Origin of the sequence: Sediminibacillus massiliensis (assembly GCF_900156915.1) — a bacterium.
Classification (GTDB): Bacteria; Bacillota; Bacilli; order Bacillales; family Amphibacillaceae; genus Sediminibacillus_A; species Sediminibacillus_A massiliensis.
This window is the reverse complement of the sequence record NZ_LT732535.1, coordinates 1,465,625-1,480,826: the sequence shown is the minus strand read 5'-3', so window position 1 is coordinate 1,480,826 and position 15,202 is coordinate 1,465,625. Positions and strand designations below refer to the sequence as shown.

The following is a 15,202-nucleotide window of genomic DNA, read 5'->3' as shown; positions in this document are numbered from 1 at the left end:
TGTACAGTTTTAAAAATTCGAAGGAGGGTCCATATGAAATTAGTAAGCAAAATACAGTTGGTAGCTGCAGGTCTATTTATCCTATTACTGGCAGCGGCTTGCGGTTCAACCGAAACAGAAGAGCAGCCGGCCGAGGATTCTGACAATCAGTCAAATCAACAGGTCGATTACCCAGAAGCAGAAGAGAACCCTGAGGTGACAATAACCATGGAAGACGGGGAAGAAATCATGATCGAACTGCTTCCGGAAGCTGCTCCCAACACAGTCGCCAACTTCATCTCTCTGGTAGAAGACGGTTTTTATGATGGGTTAATCTTTCACCGAGTAATCCCTGGATTCATGATTCAGGGTGGCGATCCGGAGGGGACTGGGATGGGCGGTCCCGGTTACCAGATTCCAGGTGAGTTTTCCGCGAACGGATTTGAAAATAACGTCAAGCATGAGCGGGGTGTTGTCTCCATGGCAAGATCCCAACAACCGGATTCAGCTGGGTCCCAGTTTTTCATTGTAGTCGAAGATGCTCCGCATTTGGACGAACAATATGCTGCGTTTGGCCGAGTCACCGAAGGAATGGAAACGGTGGATGAGATAGTAAGTGCCGAACGTGATAATAATGACAAACCATTGAACGGCCAACAAATAAAGCAAGTGACAGTCGATACAAAGGGATACGATTATCCAGAACCGAAAAAGACGGAATAGTAATAGTGTAAGCATCGGCATCTATTTCAGACATTGTTTCTACAAACAAAACAAAGAAGCTCCCATTCTCAGAAGGGAGCTTCATTTATATCACAGGAGGTAAAGGGCCTAAACTTTACCTTCTAACATTCGGTTTTTCAAATCCGTTGGAACCAACGTCGGATTTGGGGGCAGTTTTCTGTTTGCGCCTGTTTATCTCTGCTGATAAGTCGTTGAACCATTCACGATCTTTCGTCAATAGTGCCAAATCGATCAAGTCTTCCAACTGTTTCTCCGTGTGTTCAAAGTGAGTGCTTATTTTTTTGACGTTTTTCGGCTCTGTTTTAATTGAATTCCCGATTAGTTTTTCATTGTCGCTGACTACTACTTTCAATTCTACCTTCGAATTAAAGGCCTGGAAATTCTCCAAATATCCATGAACCAATTCCCCGTTCTTTGTTTTCGTTTTGACCCAGTCTCCAACTTGTAGAATGGGATTATAATTTGTTTCCATACTTGCACCACCTTTGTAGAATAATTGATCATGCTAGCTGCAGCACATACACGCAGAATCTTTATTACGCTTACCGTTAAACAGCAACTTAAGAGAGTTGCCTTTTTTTATTTGCAAATAGGATTCTTTCGCCAGTGTCAAAAGGCTTTGCTTCCTTTGTAAATACATCGAATGCCTGGATAGACTGGTCATAATCTCTGTCGTTAATTTGGCATTATTTTTTCTCAATAAATCAAAATTGTTTTCGTCTATACGTGTAAATTTAATGGTAGAGAGAGCTTCCGCATATATTTTTTCAGAATAATAGATAGATCGGTCCCCGAAAAATTCACCAGGGCTGATGATCTTGACCATACAGTTATCTGAATTGACTAACCTTACGAGACCCTCTTTTAAATAAAATACTGCATTTTCCGGTCTGTTTGAGGCATAAAGGATTTCACCTTTCCTTTTTTGCCCGTCTTGTCCGTACTTGCTCAGGCTTGTAGTGTTCTGTTCTAATGTAAGGATTGTCACAAGGAACGCCCTCCTTTATCTGTAACTTTTTTTGTTACAATTTAACTAAAATGAAAAACCTTTTGATGAGAAGGTTTCATCTGTAATTAGTCATACTACATTCTCAAAAAGCTTTCGTCAATGAAATAGACTCGGTTCACGTTTGTTTTACATTTGCGACTACATCCTCGATGCTGTATTTGGAAAGAAATTCTCCCAAATGGGTTTCGGCATCCGAAAAAATGGAAAGCAAGACGTTTTTCATATTGGCCCCGACAAGGCATTGCTCGTTTACATCCGGACATTTTGGCTGTAAGGAGCCTTCCGCTGTAATTTTATATATCTCCCAAAGGTTTACTTCTCCTGGATCTATGGCAAATATGAACCCGCCGCCAGTTCCTTCTTTGGATGTTATGATACCGTTTTTACGTAGTAAACTTAATACTTTTCTAATCCGGACAGGGTGCACGCAAGCACTTTCGGCGATAGCGTCACTTGAAGACATCCGGTCAGGCATTAAGGATAATAGTGTTAAGCTGTGCACGGCTAAGGTGAAATTACTATTCATTGTCATGGCCTCCTGGTGAACTGTTAACAGGAATCTATAATAGTGTACCTGATCGATACTAAATGTAATCTTAAATGTTACAGTATTAAATGTCAAGGTAAGCAAGCTGTAGAAGATGTTAAATCGTTTCTAGCATACAAGAAGAAATATGGTAAAATAACATTAGAAGTATTTGGAAATTAATCTGGGTTTGTCAGCACTTATCTCGTCCGGGAGGGATAATCATCATTGATTTCATTGGCTTATTCTTGTTCGGCGTTTTAATCCTTTTACTGGCATTTTTTTTGAACTTATTTATTGAGAAGAAAAAGATACTGGCTTTCGTTATGATTGTCATCTTTGTCGGAGCTGTATTAGTTTTCAAACAGTTGCAGTACACTACCTTTCAGAAGGTTTATTCTAACGACATTCCTGGAATTGATTCTGTAGAAAAAATAGTTCTCACTGCTTATGATCTTTCAGGTGAACTACCAGAGAGGGAAGAATCCATCACAGTGGAAGAAGAAGGTACGATCACAAAGTTGATGGGTGACTTTGAGAAAATAGAGCTTAAGAAGAGACCTGATATGGAACCCTATTACAAAGAATTTTCAGTAGAAATATTGGCTGCTAATGAGATAGAGGAGAACCATATACTTACGAAAAAAGTGCTCTTTGACCTTGATGAAAAATGTCTAAACAATTATGAAATAGTCAGCAGCACAGATCATTTACAAACAATTGAATCCCTTTTTGAACAAGCGGATTGACTAGATGGTATTTCTGAGTCTTGTTTTACAGGATGACTCTTTGGTCAATATATTCTATAAAAAGACCGAACCATCAACTCGATGGATCGGTCTTTACTTGTGTATGTGGTTGTTTTTCTTTTGTTAAAGTGAAAAATGCCGTGAAACCGATAAAGGAAGTTATGCATAATGCGGCACCCATCGGCACAGCAGTCGTTTCATCGATGCCGATCAGTGGAGATACAATGGAACCAAGCAAGAGCGGCAGGAGTCCTAGTACTGCACTAGCACTTCCGGCCCGGTGTCCCTGATGCTCCATCGCCAATGTAAAACTGCTGGTTACTATCATTCCAATCGTGGTCATATAAATGAAAATCAGGATGACCAGCGATGCGAGCGGGCCTTTAATAAGAGTCATGATCAACAGTAATGTGGTGGCACTGACAGAAATAATGACTGCTGCCCGTAATAGATTTCTTTCATGGTATTTTTCGCCGAGTCTTCCGATAATCGAGCTACCTGTCATGATCGCCAGCCCATTTATTCCAAACAAAATGCTGAAAACCTGCGGAGATACTCCATATATTTCCTGATAAACAAATGGCGTTCCGGAAACATATGCAAAACTTCCGCCATGGATAAACCCGACGATTAATGCATAACCGACAAACGACCTGTCCTTCAACAAGCTTCCCATTGTCCGGACTGAATCACCAATCGTGCTTGGGATCCGCTTTTCAGGTGGTAATGTTTCCTTCATACGGAGAGCCGCATTCAATACGATCAAAAGTCCGACAAAGCTTAAGAAAAAGAAAATCGTATGCCAGCTTGCGAATGGAAGAAGGAGAATCGCACCACCCGCCATCGGAGCAATCATCGGCGCCGCCGCCATGATCATCATCAATAATGCGAAAAACTTGGTGAGTTCACGTCCAGTGAATACATCCCGGACAATCGCCCGCGACAAGACGACACCGGCAGAAGCTGTAAGTCCTTGCAGAAACCTGCCCAAAATCAAGACCGTGATATTAGGGGCGAACGCACAAATCAAGGAGGATACGGCAAATAATAATATGCCAATCATTAGTGGCTTGCGTCTTCCGTGGGCATCACTCAACGGACCGACGATAACCTGACCTAAAGCCAGTCCGATCAGACATGTTGTTAAACTGAGCTGTACAAGTGAAGCATTGGTCCCAAGATCTTTCGCAATGTCGGGAAAGCTTGGTAAATACATATCGATATTCAGGGGTCCCATCATGACCAATGTACCGAGAAATAAAGCCAGCCCCATTCTTTCTTTTCCTGTTGGATTTTGCTGCATGCTCTAAAACACCTTTCCTGTCAACACTTTCTAGTATTCTAATCTATAAATATAGTAAGTGTACGGCAGAATGGCCCTGCCTGTCCATTAAGATGGACTGAGTAATATTTTTCACCCGGTAGTTTGGTATAGTAGAATAAGAACTAATATTGAAGAGTGTTTACACATATTCTTACATAAAAAAGAAAGGGTGTGAGCTTGGGATGGAAAAGGAACAATCTGCAAGCTGTCCATTTGAGCAGGAAACGGAAGCCGGTAAGCGTTCGATAGAGGGAAAACCAGCGGAGGTTGACAATGACGGTTCCTTTAAACGACAGACAAATCGATTTACCACTCCATTTGGTGAAGCGGAAGGCGAGCTGCCGGTTGAAGGGGGACGCTATCGTTTGTTATGGTCGGCAGCATGTCCATGGGCACACAGAGCGGTAATTGTCAGAAGCGTCCTCGGGTTGGATGGTGTGATCAGTCTAGGTACAGTCAGTCCGCTCCGGCCCAGAATAGACCGGGTCGACTGGGAATTTTCTTTGGATGATGATGGAGCCGACCCTGTCCTCGGCATCCGCTACCTGAGCGAGATTTACAGGAAGACCGATCCGGACTACACAGGACGGCCGACTGTCCCTGTAATGGTCGATTTACACACGCAAGAAGCGGTCAACAATGATTATTTCCGCTTGACGCATTATCTGGAGACAGCGTGGGCATCATTTCATAAAGACAAAGCTCCTAATTTATATCCAGCTTATTTGAGAGAGCAAATCAATTCGTTAAGTGATGAAATTTTTCATGATATCAATAACGGGGTATATAAGTGTGGATTTGCTGCCTCTCAAGAAGCATATGAACTGGCTTATGATAAACTGTTTGCCAAATTGGATGAACTGGAGTACCGGTTGTCGGGGCAAAGGTTTTTGCTTGGAGATTTCATAACCGATGTCGATGTCCGCTTATTTACCACGCTGGTACGTTTCGATGCAGCCTATTATACCTCGTTTCTGACCAACCGCAACTTAATCCGCGAGTTTCCGAATTTGTGGGCTTATGCACGCGATTTATTTCAGACACCAGGTTTTGGCGACACGACAGACTTTGATGCAATCAAGCGTCATTATCACCTGTCGATTACCATTAATCCTGATAAATCCGAAGCGAAAATCCTTCCGAAAGGGCCGGATTTATCAGGTTGGGATTTACCGCATGAACGGGAGCATCTAAGCAGCAGGGAAGGGAAATTTTTAGTGAAAGAGTAGGGAGAGCGAATAGAAATGAAAATACGTGATGCCAGGCCCGCAGAACTGGCCGTTATACGGGAACAAAGAGTGAAAGCATATGAGGATCATACGCTGAAGGTCAACAAAGAACACTGGCAGGCTTTGAAGCAGGCGATTACTTCAGACGCAGACAAAGGTGCCGGGGTCGAACTTATCGTAGCCGAATTGGATAATGATATTGCCGGAAGTGTCGCTTTGTTTCCTGCTAATGCCAATGCATATGATGGCTATGTCGAGGAAATCGCCTATCCGGAAATACGAGTACTCGCTGTTTCTCCCCAAGCAAGGGGGAAAGGTGTCGCCACAGCATTGATCAAGGAATGTATCAGGAGGGCTAAGCAGAAAGGCTTCCATTCGATCGGACTCCATACCGGTTCCTTCATGACAGAAGCCATCAGCTTGTATGAAAGGCTAGGTTTTGAAAGAGTGCCCGAATATGATTTCGAACCGGCAGATGACGGGATAGTCGTGAAAGCTTTCCGGTTGAAAATATAGACACAGAAAGACCGGCCCTATCAATGGACCGGTCTTTCTGTGTCTGAAATGACCTAAAGCTCCAATGTTCATGCAACGATGGATTACTTTGGTCAGTCCTTTCTTTCTAATCTTCGTCCGATGCCGATATAATCCATCCCTGTTTGTAAGACTTTGGCGGGATCTACGCAATTTCGGGCATCGAAGACTACATTTCCCTTCATTATTCTGGAAATCCTTCCTAAATCCAGGTTTTTGAATTCATCCCAGTCTGTAGCAATGATCAATCCATCGGAATTTCTAACAGCTGTCTCCTTATTATCCAAAACGCTTACATTTTCGGGGATGTCAGGAAGCTTGGCTACCGGGTCGTAACATTTAACTTTGTACCCTTTTTCTGCCAGTTTCTGAATAAGACTAACAGCCTGTGAAAACCGGATGTCATCCGTGTTAGGTTTGAAGGCGATTCCCCAAACGGTCAAGGAGGTATTGGCTGCTTTCGGAAATCGTGCCTGAATTTTATCGATAAAGTAATCGACTTGTGACTGGTTTATTTGTTGAACAGCTTCCAAAATCGGTGAACTGCCGTTGTGTTTGATTGCAAGATGGCAGAGCGAGCTGACATCTTTCGGAAAACAAGAACCGCCATAACCCAGCCCGGCATGTAAAAATCGTCCGCCGATCCGCTCGTCTTTTCCCATTCCTGTCGCTACATCCATAATATCCACGTCATAATGATCGCAAATCCTGGCTATTTCGTTGATAAACGAAATCTTGGCCGCGAGAAAAGCGTTTGAAGCATACTTGATTAATTCTGCTCCAGGAATACTTGTTACGAGAAAAGTGTCCTCGTACTCCTTATAAACATCTTTCATTTCAGCCAAGGAACGGGAGTCATCTGGTTCCAATCCGATGATAGTGCGGTCTGGATGGAACATGTCATTTACAGCAGACCCTTCACGCAGGAATTCCGGATTTGCTGCCACTCGGATTTTCTCTGGAGATATTCCGTTCTCGGCAAAACGATTTTTCACTTCATGGGTTGTTCCCGGAGGGACTGTGCTCTTCACAATAATTAACGTTTCCTTGTTAATCAAACCTGCCAATTCGTCTACGACGGAATAAATATAAGAGAGGTCTGTGCTTCCATCCTCTTTAGACGGCGTTCCGACTGTAATAAAGACGGCAGAGCTTTCCTTTGCCGCTCTATCGAGATTTGTCGTGAAAATCAACTGCCTTCTGTTTTTATGGATGAGTTCTTCCAATCCCGGTTCGTAAACAGGCATCTTTCCTTTTAGTAATTGAGTGATTTTCTTGCTGTCCTTGTCGACACAGAATACCTTATGTCCCAGCGAAGATAAAAAAGCTGCCGTCGTCAATCCGACGTAGCCAATGCCAATGATGGAAATATTCATAGTAAGAACCCTTTCTGTCTTAGAGTATCTTCTAATAATTTATTAATCGTTGTGTGCATTTGTCTCCTATAGCCGCACAAAAACATCCAAATTGAGAAAACAAACCATTTTTCCCGAGGGCCGTTACATAACAAAAAATTTACAATATCTTAATAATAAAAGGAGAAAGCGGGGTGATTTCTGTGGTCAAGAAGGCGATTATCCCGGCAGCTGGCTATGGAACAAGAAGTCTGCCGATAACGAAAGCAGTCCCCAAGGAAATGTTTCCTGTCTGGAATAAACCCGCCATACAAATTGTAGTGGAAGAGGCGGTCGAGGCCGGAATAGAAGAAATATTAATCATCGTTTCAAGGCGGAAAAATGTGATTATCGACTATTTTGACAGATCTGTGGAGCTGGAAAGTCATTTGAAAAAAGTCAATAAATCACATTTATTGGATGAACAGGAACCGCCCGCTGTAAACATTCACTATGTTCGACAGCCATATGCGAGAGGGCTCGGTGATGCAGTGCTGTTAGGGAAGTCGTTCGCGGGAAATGATCCGTTTGCCATACTGCTTCCGGATGATATAATCGTCAACGGGAAAACCTCGGGGCTTTCCCAACTAGTAGAGATTAGGAACAAACACAAAGGCAATGTATTGGCATTGAAGGAGATTCCGCTGGAACGACTACACAAATACGGGGTTGTCAAAGCGGAACAAAAAGAAGAGAGTCTTTATAAAATCATGGATATTGTAGAAAAACCGTTGAAAGACCCACCTTCCCGAATGGCGGTGATCGGCCGGTATCTCTTGAACCCGGACATCTTTTCTTATCTAGAGCAAGTTAAGCCGGGTGCCGGCGGAGAAATACAACTGACAGACGCCATCCGGATGTTGATTAAGGATCAACCATGCTTTGGAAAAGTAATCGAAGGCAAACGTTTTGACATCGGCTCATTCGAAGAATATTTGGCATTAAACGAATATATGTACCAAAATGGGCAAAAAAGCTGACTTACTGGGGATAAAGGTTAATGTTCTGGAGTCTGACCGAGGAGAACAAAATACCAAAACCGTGAGCAGAGAAGACAATCATTACTGATTACTGATGTAACGATCAAAAAGTTTATCGTCCAATTAGACACCTTTACAAAAAAGGTGTTTTTTTATGGGATTGAAGTCAAACGGCTCATAAGGATGTGTTGTTAGGAAAGAATAGAAAAGCGATTGTGAAATAAAGGAGGGCAGACAATGAAGAACATATGGAAAAACCCTGTATTTACCGTGTCGGCAGTGATCATTTCTTTATTAGTGATAACAGGGGCGGCCATGCCAGAACAGTTTGGAGAAATCGCCAGTAGATTGTTCGATTTTACTGCCATCAACTTTGGCTGGTTGTATTTGTTCGGGGTGTTTATTTTGATCATTTTCCTGGTTGGTCTTGCTGTCAGCAAATATGGAGCAATCCGGCTGGGAGGCGAACAAGAACGGCCTGAGTTTCCTTTTTTCACCTGGGTGGGAATGCTCTTCTCGGCCGGATTTGGAGTAGGACTTGTATTCTGGGGAGTCGCAGAACCGATGAGCCATTTTTTCTCAACACCTTTTCAAGGTATGGAAGGACAAACAGAAGAAGCCGCCAGAGTAGCCATGGGTTATGCTTTTTTTCACTGGGGTGTCAGTCAGTGGTCAGTATTTGCCATCGTCGGGCTCGTTGTCGGCTTTCTCCAGTTTAGAAAGGAAAAGAACGGGCTTATTTCCACAGCTCTCGAGCCTGTGGTAGGCAAAAAGCCTGTTGTAAAGGGAATCATTGACTCCCTTGCCGTGATTGCCACAGTCATGGGAATTGCGACTTCCTTAGGGCTTGGCGTCCTCCAAATGAATGGGGGATTAAATTCTGTTCTGGGAATCGGGAATTCAGGTTTTGTTCAAATTGTTATTATCGTTATTCTATTGGTTGCCTATATGTTGTCTTCCGCAACAGGCCTTGACAAAGGTATCCGCTATTTGAGCAACTTGAATCTCGGTCTGGCATTGGGACTGCTGGTATTTGTCTTTTTGTTCGGTCCGACAGTGTTCATTTTGGAGACATTTACTTTAGGAATTGGAGATTATTTCGCTAATTTCGTTCAATACAGTTTCCGTATGCAGCCATATAAAGAAGGGACTTGGGTACGCGACTGGACGATATTCTACTGGGCTTGGGCCATTGCCTGGTCGCCATATGTGGGGGCTTTTGTGGCCAGGGTATCAAGAGGCAGGACGATACGCCAGTACATACTTGGCGTAATGGTTATCCCTCCGCTCATTGCATGTTTATGGATTGCTGGTTTCGGAGGAACGGCGTTATGGTATGACTTGAATCAGGGAACTGCCATTGCCGAAGCAGTAAATGGAGATGTTACGACAGCATTATTTGCATTGTTTGATAACCTTCCTCTGACAATGTTCATGTCGATTTTATCCATTCTGCTCATTTTTACATTTCTTGTCACTTCTGCCGATTCTGCGACCTATATCTTGGGCAGCATGACTTCTTATGGCAGTATTCATCCACCAAAGTATGCCAAGTTTGTATGGGGTATCCTCATGTCGGCAATTGCCGGTGTTCTGCTGTTTGCCGGTGGTTTGCAGGCGCTGCAGACTGCTTCCTTAATTGCTGCTTTGCCATTCACCATTATCTTATTGTTGCTGATGGTCGCGATTATCAAACTATTGGCAGAAGAACCGTTGCCAATCCGGAAGGCTGACATAAAGAGATTCAAGAGGATCAGCAAGGAATTGAACAAAAAATAGAAGAACTATGGGAGGACTTATTTTCTCCTGTAGTTTTTCTTTATATCTATTCATTTAATGATACGGTCTTTTAAAATACTTGGAATACCAGTATGATACAAGTAACAGAGGAGGGATTTATATGCACAATAGAATCATTGAGCAGAACAGCCAGGCTGATCAGGTTAAATATATCATGCTAACTCTATTGTCTTTGTTGACTGTTAGAAAAATTAACCGTCTGGAATCATGGAGGAAAGAAGTGAAAGAGAAGATTGATGAAGAAAAGGACTTTACCAGATTATAATACATAATAAAAAAGAAAAGACCCGGTAAATGGAGTCTTTTCCTGGCTATATATAGGATTCTTTTATTTCAATATGGTCCTTGGTTACGGTATTCATATAGTTTCGGCCCCAGTCATACATGGCGTCAAGAATCGGCATGAGGCTCTCGCCGTGTTCTGTCAGGGAATATTCGACCTTTGGAGGTACAACGGGATAAACTTCACGGTGGATAATTTTATCTTCCTCCAGTTCCCGTAATTGGTTTGTCAGCATTCTTTGCGTTATGTCGGGGATCAGGGATTTTAGTTCGCCGAACCGTTTTGTTCCCGACTTGCCAAGATGCCACATAATCAGCATTTTCCATTTACCGCCGATGATATGCAGGGTTAATTCTTTTTCGCAGTTGAATGTTTTTGCATCTATTCTTCCCATCATAAAGCCCTCCACAATAAATTGCGCATCTTCACCAAATCAAAAGCAATGTTTCTGATTATGTTAAATATTATATTAAGCTGAAAAAGAAACACAAGAAATTTGTTTATACAAAAATCTTACAGCTACTTGGTCAGTGCATATGTCCCACCGAAATAGAGTGTAAGAATATTACAGTTGAGGCAAACTGCGACATAGTGAAAATTCATTCAAGGGAAGCTTCCTCTTGTTCTGATGATAGTGAAGTTGATATACCCGCTGCGACAGAACACTTCGCTTTCCATGGGCACGGCCTCAGCCAGGTGACTACTTGAATAAGCTTCCTTGCTCCCTTTGGGACTGCGATTCCTCGTCCCACCGAAAACCATGGGTCGAGGAATTTGCTCTGAAGCTTAACTGGAAGACGCAGACCCATCACGCGGGGTATCGGACTCGTGGGACTGCGATTCCTCGCCCCATCGAAGACCTTACGCTGTTCCCACAGGATAAGGAAAGCTTCGACAGCAAGACATCGCACGAAGAAAATCGATTTGTATTTTCAAGGATTCTGCGTGTTCTTCCTACGCTGTTAGAAGCTTTATGTATTTTGGTTAGGAATACCCTATGTTAGACATAACTTAGAACCACTTATCACTTGATCAGATATCTATCTAAAGCGGAGGAAAAATGCGACACTCCTTGAAAATAAAGTTCGATTTTCTGCGTGCGGTGTAAATGCATGAATGTCTTTTCAAAGTCCTGGGGGAAGAGCAGCTTCCGAAGACCCCGGAAAGCGAGTTTTTTTCCGCAGCGCTGGACCATCACTCAATCCGAAAAGGATGGAGGAAGTCACGTTTAGTGAAGCCAGTTATGTCGCAGTTTATGGTTTTTGTGTAATAGCAATTGTCAGGAATTGATGTTTACAAAAAAGTGGAGACTGTTTTCAGTCTCCACTTCGGGGGATCTTATTCAAGATTGGCGTGTCGTCCATACATTTTATGGGAATCGAGGCCTTTTCGCTCCATGAAACGAAGGATCACGGCGTCGAAGAACAACAACAAAGTCTGTTCAAACAAAGAGCCCATTGGTTGAATGGTTTGGTACGTATTGTTCGATTGATCTTTGGGCGAACCTGGCATTTGAATAACACTATCCGCAAGACCAGCAATCGTTGAATCAGGAGAAGTCGTCACACTGACAATCTTCCCACCGATATTTTTCGCTTTTTCAGCGATTGAAACCAATCCCTTCGTCTCTCCTGAACCAGAACAAATAATCAAAAGATCGCTGTCCTCATAGTTTGGCGTCACCGTTTCTCCGACAACATAAGCGTCGAGCCCGACATGGATCATTCGCATCGCAAATGACTTTGCCGCAAATCCGGAACGGCCGCCGCCTGCTACAAAAACCTTTTCAGCGGAAAGGATATCTTCCACCAATTGTTCTGCTTCCTGTTCTGAAAGGATAGATGCTCCCATATCCAGTTCATTGATGATGGTTTTCAGATATTCTGTAGTCTGCATAGAAAACTTACCCGTTAATCATGTTTCTCATTTGGGCTGCCACCCCTGATTTATCCTCCACGCCGGTGATACCGCCACCGACGATTACCAAATCAGGATCTGCATTTACTACTTCAGACAATGTGTCCAGTTTGATTCCGCCTGCGACTGCTGTCTTGGCATTTTTGACGACATTTTTAATGATTTGCAATTGGGCAAAGGAATTTTCCCCTTCAGCTTGCAAATCATATCCTGTGTGCACACAAATGAAGTCCACTCCAAGCTGATCGACTTCTTTAGCACGTTTTTCAATATCTTGTACATTGATCATATCTACGAGGATTTTATTGCCTTGTTTACGGGCTTCGTCCACTGCTCCTTTAATGGTGGCGTCATCGGTAGCGCCAAGCACAGTGATGATATCCGCTCCGGCCTCCGAAGCTTTCATCACTTCATAAGCTCCAGCATCCATGATTTTAAGGTCTGCCAAAACTTGTAAAGAAGGGAAGGCTTCTTTGATTTCTTTGACAGCACGCAGCCCTTCATTGATGACAACAGGAGTGCCGATTTCCACTATATCAATGTGTTGTTCAACTTCTTTCACTACCTCTTTTGCTTCTTCTATGTTTACAAGATCTAATGCTAATTGTAATTGCATGTTAACTCTCCTTTTCTGATTGAAAGTACAAAGTTTATTTTAGAGCGGGAAAAGCAGAAAAAAAAGTACGCACTTTTAAATAACATAGTTACACGGAGTATACTGTCAAAAGAGGAACATGTACTTTTTCGATAAACCAACGCTTAGTATGATGTTTATTTTTTTCTATATACTTTGTTAATATTGGAATCATAAATGAATGATCCTTTTCTTGCGTTTTATACCAGGCAGGAAACTATGAAGAGAGGGATAAGGCGTGCAATTTTCCGGAAAAATTATTATAATTGGACGGTATGTTTTTACCTAGAACCTTTTAGAAGTGACGCACCAGGAGGACCACCACATCATGAATGCATTTCCTACAGAAAGAGATATCCAGCAATGCCTGGATTTGCTATGGAATAAATATAAAGTGCCTGCCAGAACAATCCGTAAAATGTTCGGGAAGGCAAGCTTCACACGGTTGAATCAGTTACTACAGTCGTTAGGAAAAGAATCTCTGGATGCAAAAAAATTACTGGCGATTTTAATCAGGGAAAAGGGTGCAGAATTCTTTTCTGGCTCGGATGAAGGCATCAGAGAACTAAAAAAACATTTATTGAAACAACTCCCACAAGCAGATTTGATCGCTTTGTATGAACGGAACCCTTCTCCCCGGAAAAGCATTACCTCTCCGACTTATATGTTGACACCTTTGGTGACAAAGAAGTGGATGTTAGGTGGGACTTGGCCAAGAGATTTCATCCGGACGCTGGGCTTTCCGATTGTTTTCTCGGGGGTAAGCTTACCCAAGCAGTCAGGGGGCGAGCCCGTAATCGATATCGAGGCACGTAAATCCGTACCTCCGCTTGCCGACTTCCAACAGCAGTTGAAAAACGAGATGCTGGATGTGCTGAACATGGAAGGAGACCACACCAGATGTGTTGTAACATTGCCGACAGGTGGAGGGAAGACAAGGGTAGCGGTGGAAAGCTACATCGAGTGGATGCATGCCGGATTTTCTCAAGGCAAGTACTTGATTTGGGTTGCCCAAAACGAAGAACTTTGTGAACAGGCGATCTCTTGTATGTCTGACATGTGGCAGGAAAAAGAATATCCTGAATCACTTAGGATTTACCGTTATTTCGGTGGGAAAGACGTCGGGGAAGAACAGCTGATCGGCGGCGCGGTTGTTGCAAGTATTCAACAATTGTATGCCAGAGTGAAAAATGATGACCCGGTATTAAAAGAAATCCTGCAAAACTGCGGGGCGATGATTATTGATGAAGCACATCATGCAGTTGCGCCGATGTACAACCTGCTGCTTGAAAAAGCGGAAGATATTTGCGGTCCAGCCTTATTTCCGATTTGCGGGCTGACCGCCACTCCAGGAAGAAGCGATGGCGAAACGACCAAACTCGTCGATAAATTCCAGGCATATCTGGTGCAGCCCAGGTTCGAAGAATATCCGGCCTTCCATCAAAACCCTCTGTCATATTTTCGAGAACAGGGCTATTTAGCTAAACCGAAGCACATCATTTATGATTCTGGTCGTTCTTTCGAAGTGGACGAACAAAAGGTGGAAGCCGATGAGGATAAAATCAACGCAGAACTGCTGCATGTTCTAGCAAACGATGAATACCGCAACTATCAGATTATCAAGCGCCTGACAGAGATACCAGATAATTCGCAAACACTCGTTTATGCGTGCACGGTTGAACATGCCGAGTTTCTATCAGGAGCAATGAATGCATCCGGCCGTTCATCAGCGGCCATTTCTTCTCATACTCCAAAAAGCCAAAGGAGAGTATATATCGACGCATTCAAGCGCGGCGAAATCGAGTTTCTGTTTAACTATGGCGTGTTGACAACAGGTTTTGATGCCCCGAAGACAGAATATATCGTAATTTGCCGACCTACAACAAGCGTCGTGTTGTATGAACAGATAGTTGGAAGAGGATTGAGAGGGCCGAAGTTCGGAGGAACAGAGTTTTGTACCATAATTGATTTTGCCGATAACTTGCTTCGTCTCGGCAAACCGCTGGCATATGCAAGGTTCAGCGGCTTTTGGGAGAAAGAAGAAGACAGAGCGGAACTGGCCGGTGTCTAGTCACGGTTATTTCCGTTCCTGTTTTGATA

The 15,202-nt window shown here is 43.2% G+C and carries 16 protein-coding genes; 8 read left to right on the top strand and 8 right to left on the bottom strand.

Going from position 1 to position 15,202, the window contains the following annotated elements; translation table 11 throughout:
- The first annotated feature begins 33 nt into the window (after positions 1-33).
- Complete coding sequence (locus CZ434_RS08265; RefSeq protein WP_077622691.1) at positions 34-702, top strand: peptidylprolyl isomerase; 669 nt, start codon at positions 34-36, stop codon at positions 700-702.
- A 115-nt stretch (positions 703-817) separates the two neighbouring features.
- On the opposite strand, the gene CZ434_RS08260 is transcribed toward CZ434_RS08265, so the two are convergent.
- The 3 genes from CZ434_RS08260 to CZ434_RS08250 all read right to left on the bottom strand — a co-directional run bounded on the left by CZ434_RS08260 (position 818) and on the right by CZ434_RS08250 (position 2,258).
- A complete protein-coding gene (locus CZ434_RS08260) occupies positions 818-1,195 on the bottom strand; it encodes an IDEAL domain-containing protein (protein ID WP_077622690.1) in 378 nt (125 codons plus the stop codon).
- 33 nt (positions 1,196-1,228) lie between these two features.
- Complete coding sequence (locus CZ434_RS08255; protein ID WP_077622689.1) at positions 1,229-1,711, bottom strand: Crp/Fnr family transcriptional regulator; 483 nt, start codon at positions 1,709-1,711, stop codon at positions 1,229-1,231.
- A 136-nt stretch (positions 1,712-1,847) separates the two neighbouring features.
- The gene (locus CZ434_RS08250) at positions 1,848-2,258 is read right to left on the bottom strand and encodes an RrF2 family transcriptional regulator (protein ID WP_077622688.1); all 411 of its coding nucleotides are present in this window, start codon (positions 2,256-2,258) and stop codon (positions 1,848-1,850) included.
- Positions 2,259-2,542: 284 nt separating this feature from the next.
- Between CZ434_RS08250 and CZ434_RS08245 the strand changes: the two genes are divergently transcribed.
- Positions 2,543-3,007 (top strand): hypothetical protein, encoded by a 465-nt coding sequence (locus CZ434_RS08245; protein ID WP_143262123.1) that lies wholly within the window; start codon positions 2,543-2,545, stop codon positions 3,005-3,007.
- Between the two features lie 73 nt (positions 3,008-3,080).
- On the opposite strand, the gene CZ434_RS08240 is transcribed toward CZ434_RS08245, so the two are convergent.
- A complete protein-coding gene (locus CZ434_RS08240) occupies positions 3,081-4,310 on the bottom strand; it encodes a Bcr/CflA family efflux MFS transporter (RefSeq protein ID WP_077622686.1) in 1,230 nt (409 codons plus the stop codon).
- Between the two features lie 203 nt (positions 4,311-4,513).
- Between CZ434_RS08240 and CZ434_RS08235 the strand changes: the two genes are divergently transcribed.
- Together CZ434_RS08235 and CZ434_RS08230 are read left to right on the top strand one after the other, a co-directional pair.
- Complete coding sequence (locus CZ434_RS08235; protein WP_077622685.1) at positions 4,514-5,560, top strand: glutathione S-transferase family protein; 1,047 nt, start codon at positions 4,514-4,516, stop codon at positions 5,558-5,560.
- A 15-nt stretch (positions 5,561-5,575) separates the two neighbouring features.
- Positions 5,576-6,076, top strand: a complete 501-nt coding sequence (locus CZ434_RS08230) for a GNAT family N-acetyltransferase (protein WP_077622684.1) — start codon at positions 5,576-5,578, stop codon at positions 6,074-6,076.
- A 92-nt stretch (positions 6,077-6,168) separates the two neighbouring features.
- On the opposite strand, the gene CZ434_RS08225 is transcribed toward CZ434_RS08230, so the two are convergent.
- Positions 6,169-7,470, bottom strand: coding sequence for a UDP-glucose dehydrogenase family protein (locus CZ434_RS08225; protein ID WP_077622683.1), 1,302 nt, complete (start codon positions 7,468-7,470; stop codon positions 6,169-6,171).
- A 182-nt stretch (positions 7,471-7,652) separates the two neighbouring features.
- Between CZ434_RS08225 and CZ434_RS08220 the strand changes: the two genes are divergently transcribed.
- From CZ434_RS08220 to CZ434_RS22060, 3 genes are all read left to right on the top strand, one after another.
- Positions 7,653-8,468, top strand: a complete 816-nt coding sequence (locus CZ434_RS08220; protein WP_077625122.1) for a UTP--glucose-1-phosphate uridylyltransferase — start codon at positions 7,653-7,655, stop codon at positions 8,466-8,468.
- 237 nt (positions 8,469-8,705) lie between these two features.
- Positions 8,706-10,247 carry a BCCT family transporter gene (locus CZ434_RS08215; protein ID WP_077622682.1) on the top strand — a complete coding sequence of 514 codons (1,542 nt, stop codon included), beginning with the start codon at positions 8,706-8,708 and terminating at the stop codon, positions 10,245-10,247.
- A 121-nt stretch (positions 10,248-10,368) separates the two neighbouring features.
- Positions 10,369-10,533, top strand: coding sequence for a hypothetical protein (locus CZ434_RS22060; protein WP_179107211.1), 165 nt, complete (start codon positions 10,369-10,371; stop codon positions 10,531-10,533).
- Between the two features lie 46 nt (positions 10,534-10,579).
- On the opposite strand, the gene hxlR is transcribed toward CZ434_RS22060, so the two are convergent.
- The 3 genes from hxlR to hxlA all read right to left on the bottom strand — a co-directional run bounded on the left by hxlR (position 10,580) and on the right by hxlA (position 13,084).
- Positions 10,580-10,945 carry a transcriptional activator HxlR gene (gene hxlR, locus CZ434_RS08210; protein ID WP_077622681.1) on the bottom strand — a complete coding sequence of 122 codons (366 nt, stop codon included), beginning with the start codon at positions 10,943-10,945 and terminating at the stop codon, positions 10,580-10,582.
- 944 nt (positions 10,946-11,889) lie between these two features.
- Complete coding sequence (gene hxlB, locus CZ434_RS08205) at positions 11,890-12,447, bottom strand: 6-phospho-3-hexuloisomerase (RefSeq protein WP_077622680.1); 558 nt, start codon at positions 12,445-12,447, stop codon at positions 11,890-11,892.
- A gap of 7 nt (positions 12,448-12,454) precedes the next feature.
- Entirely contained in the window at positions 12,455-13,084 is a 630-nt protein-coding gene (hxlA, locus tag CZ434_RS08200) for a 3-hexulose-6-phosphate synthase (RefSeq protein WP_077622679.1), read from the bottom strand.
- Between the two features lie 346 nt (positions 13,085-13,430).
- Between hxlA and CZ434_RS08195 the strand changes: the two genes are divergently transcribed.
- Positions 13,431-15,173 carry a DEAD/DEAH box helicase gene (locus CZ434_RS08195; protein ID WP_095742907.1) on the top strand — a complete coding sequence of 581 codons (1,743 nt, stop codon included), beginning with the start codon at positions 13,431-13,433 and terminating at the stop codon, positions 15,171-15,173.
- Positions 15,174-15,202: the final 29 nt, after the last annotated feature.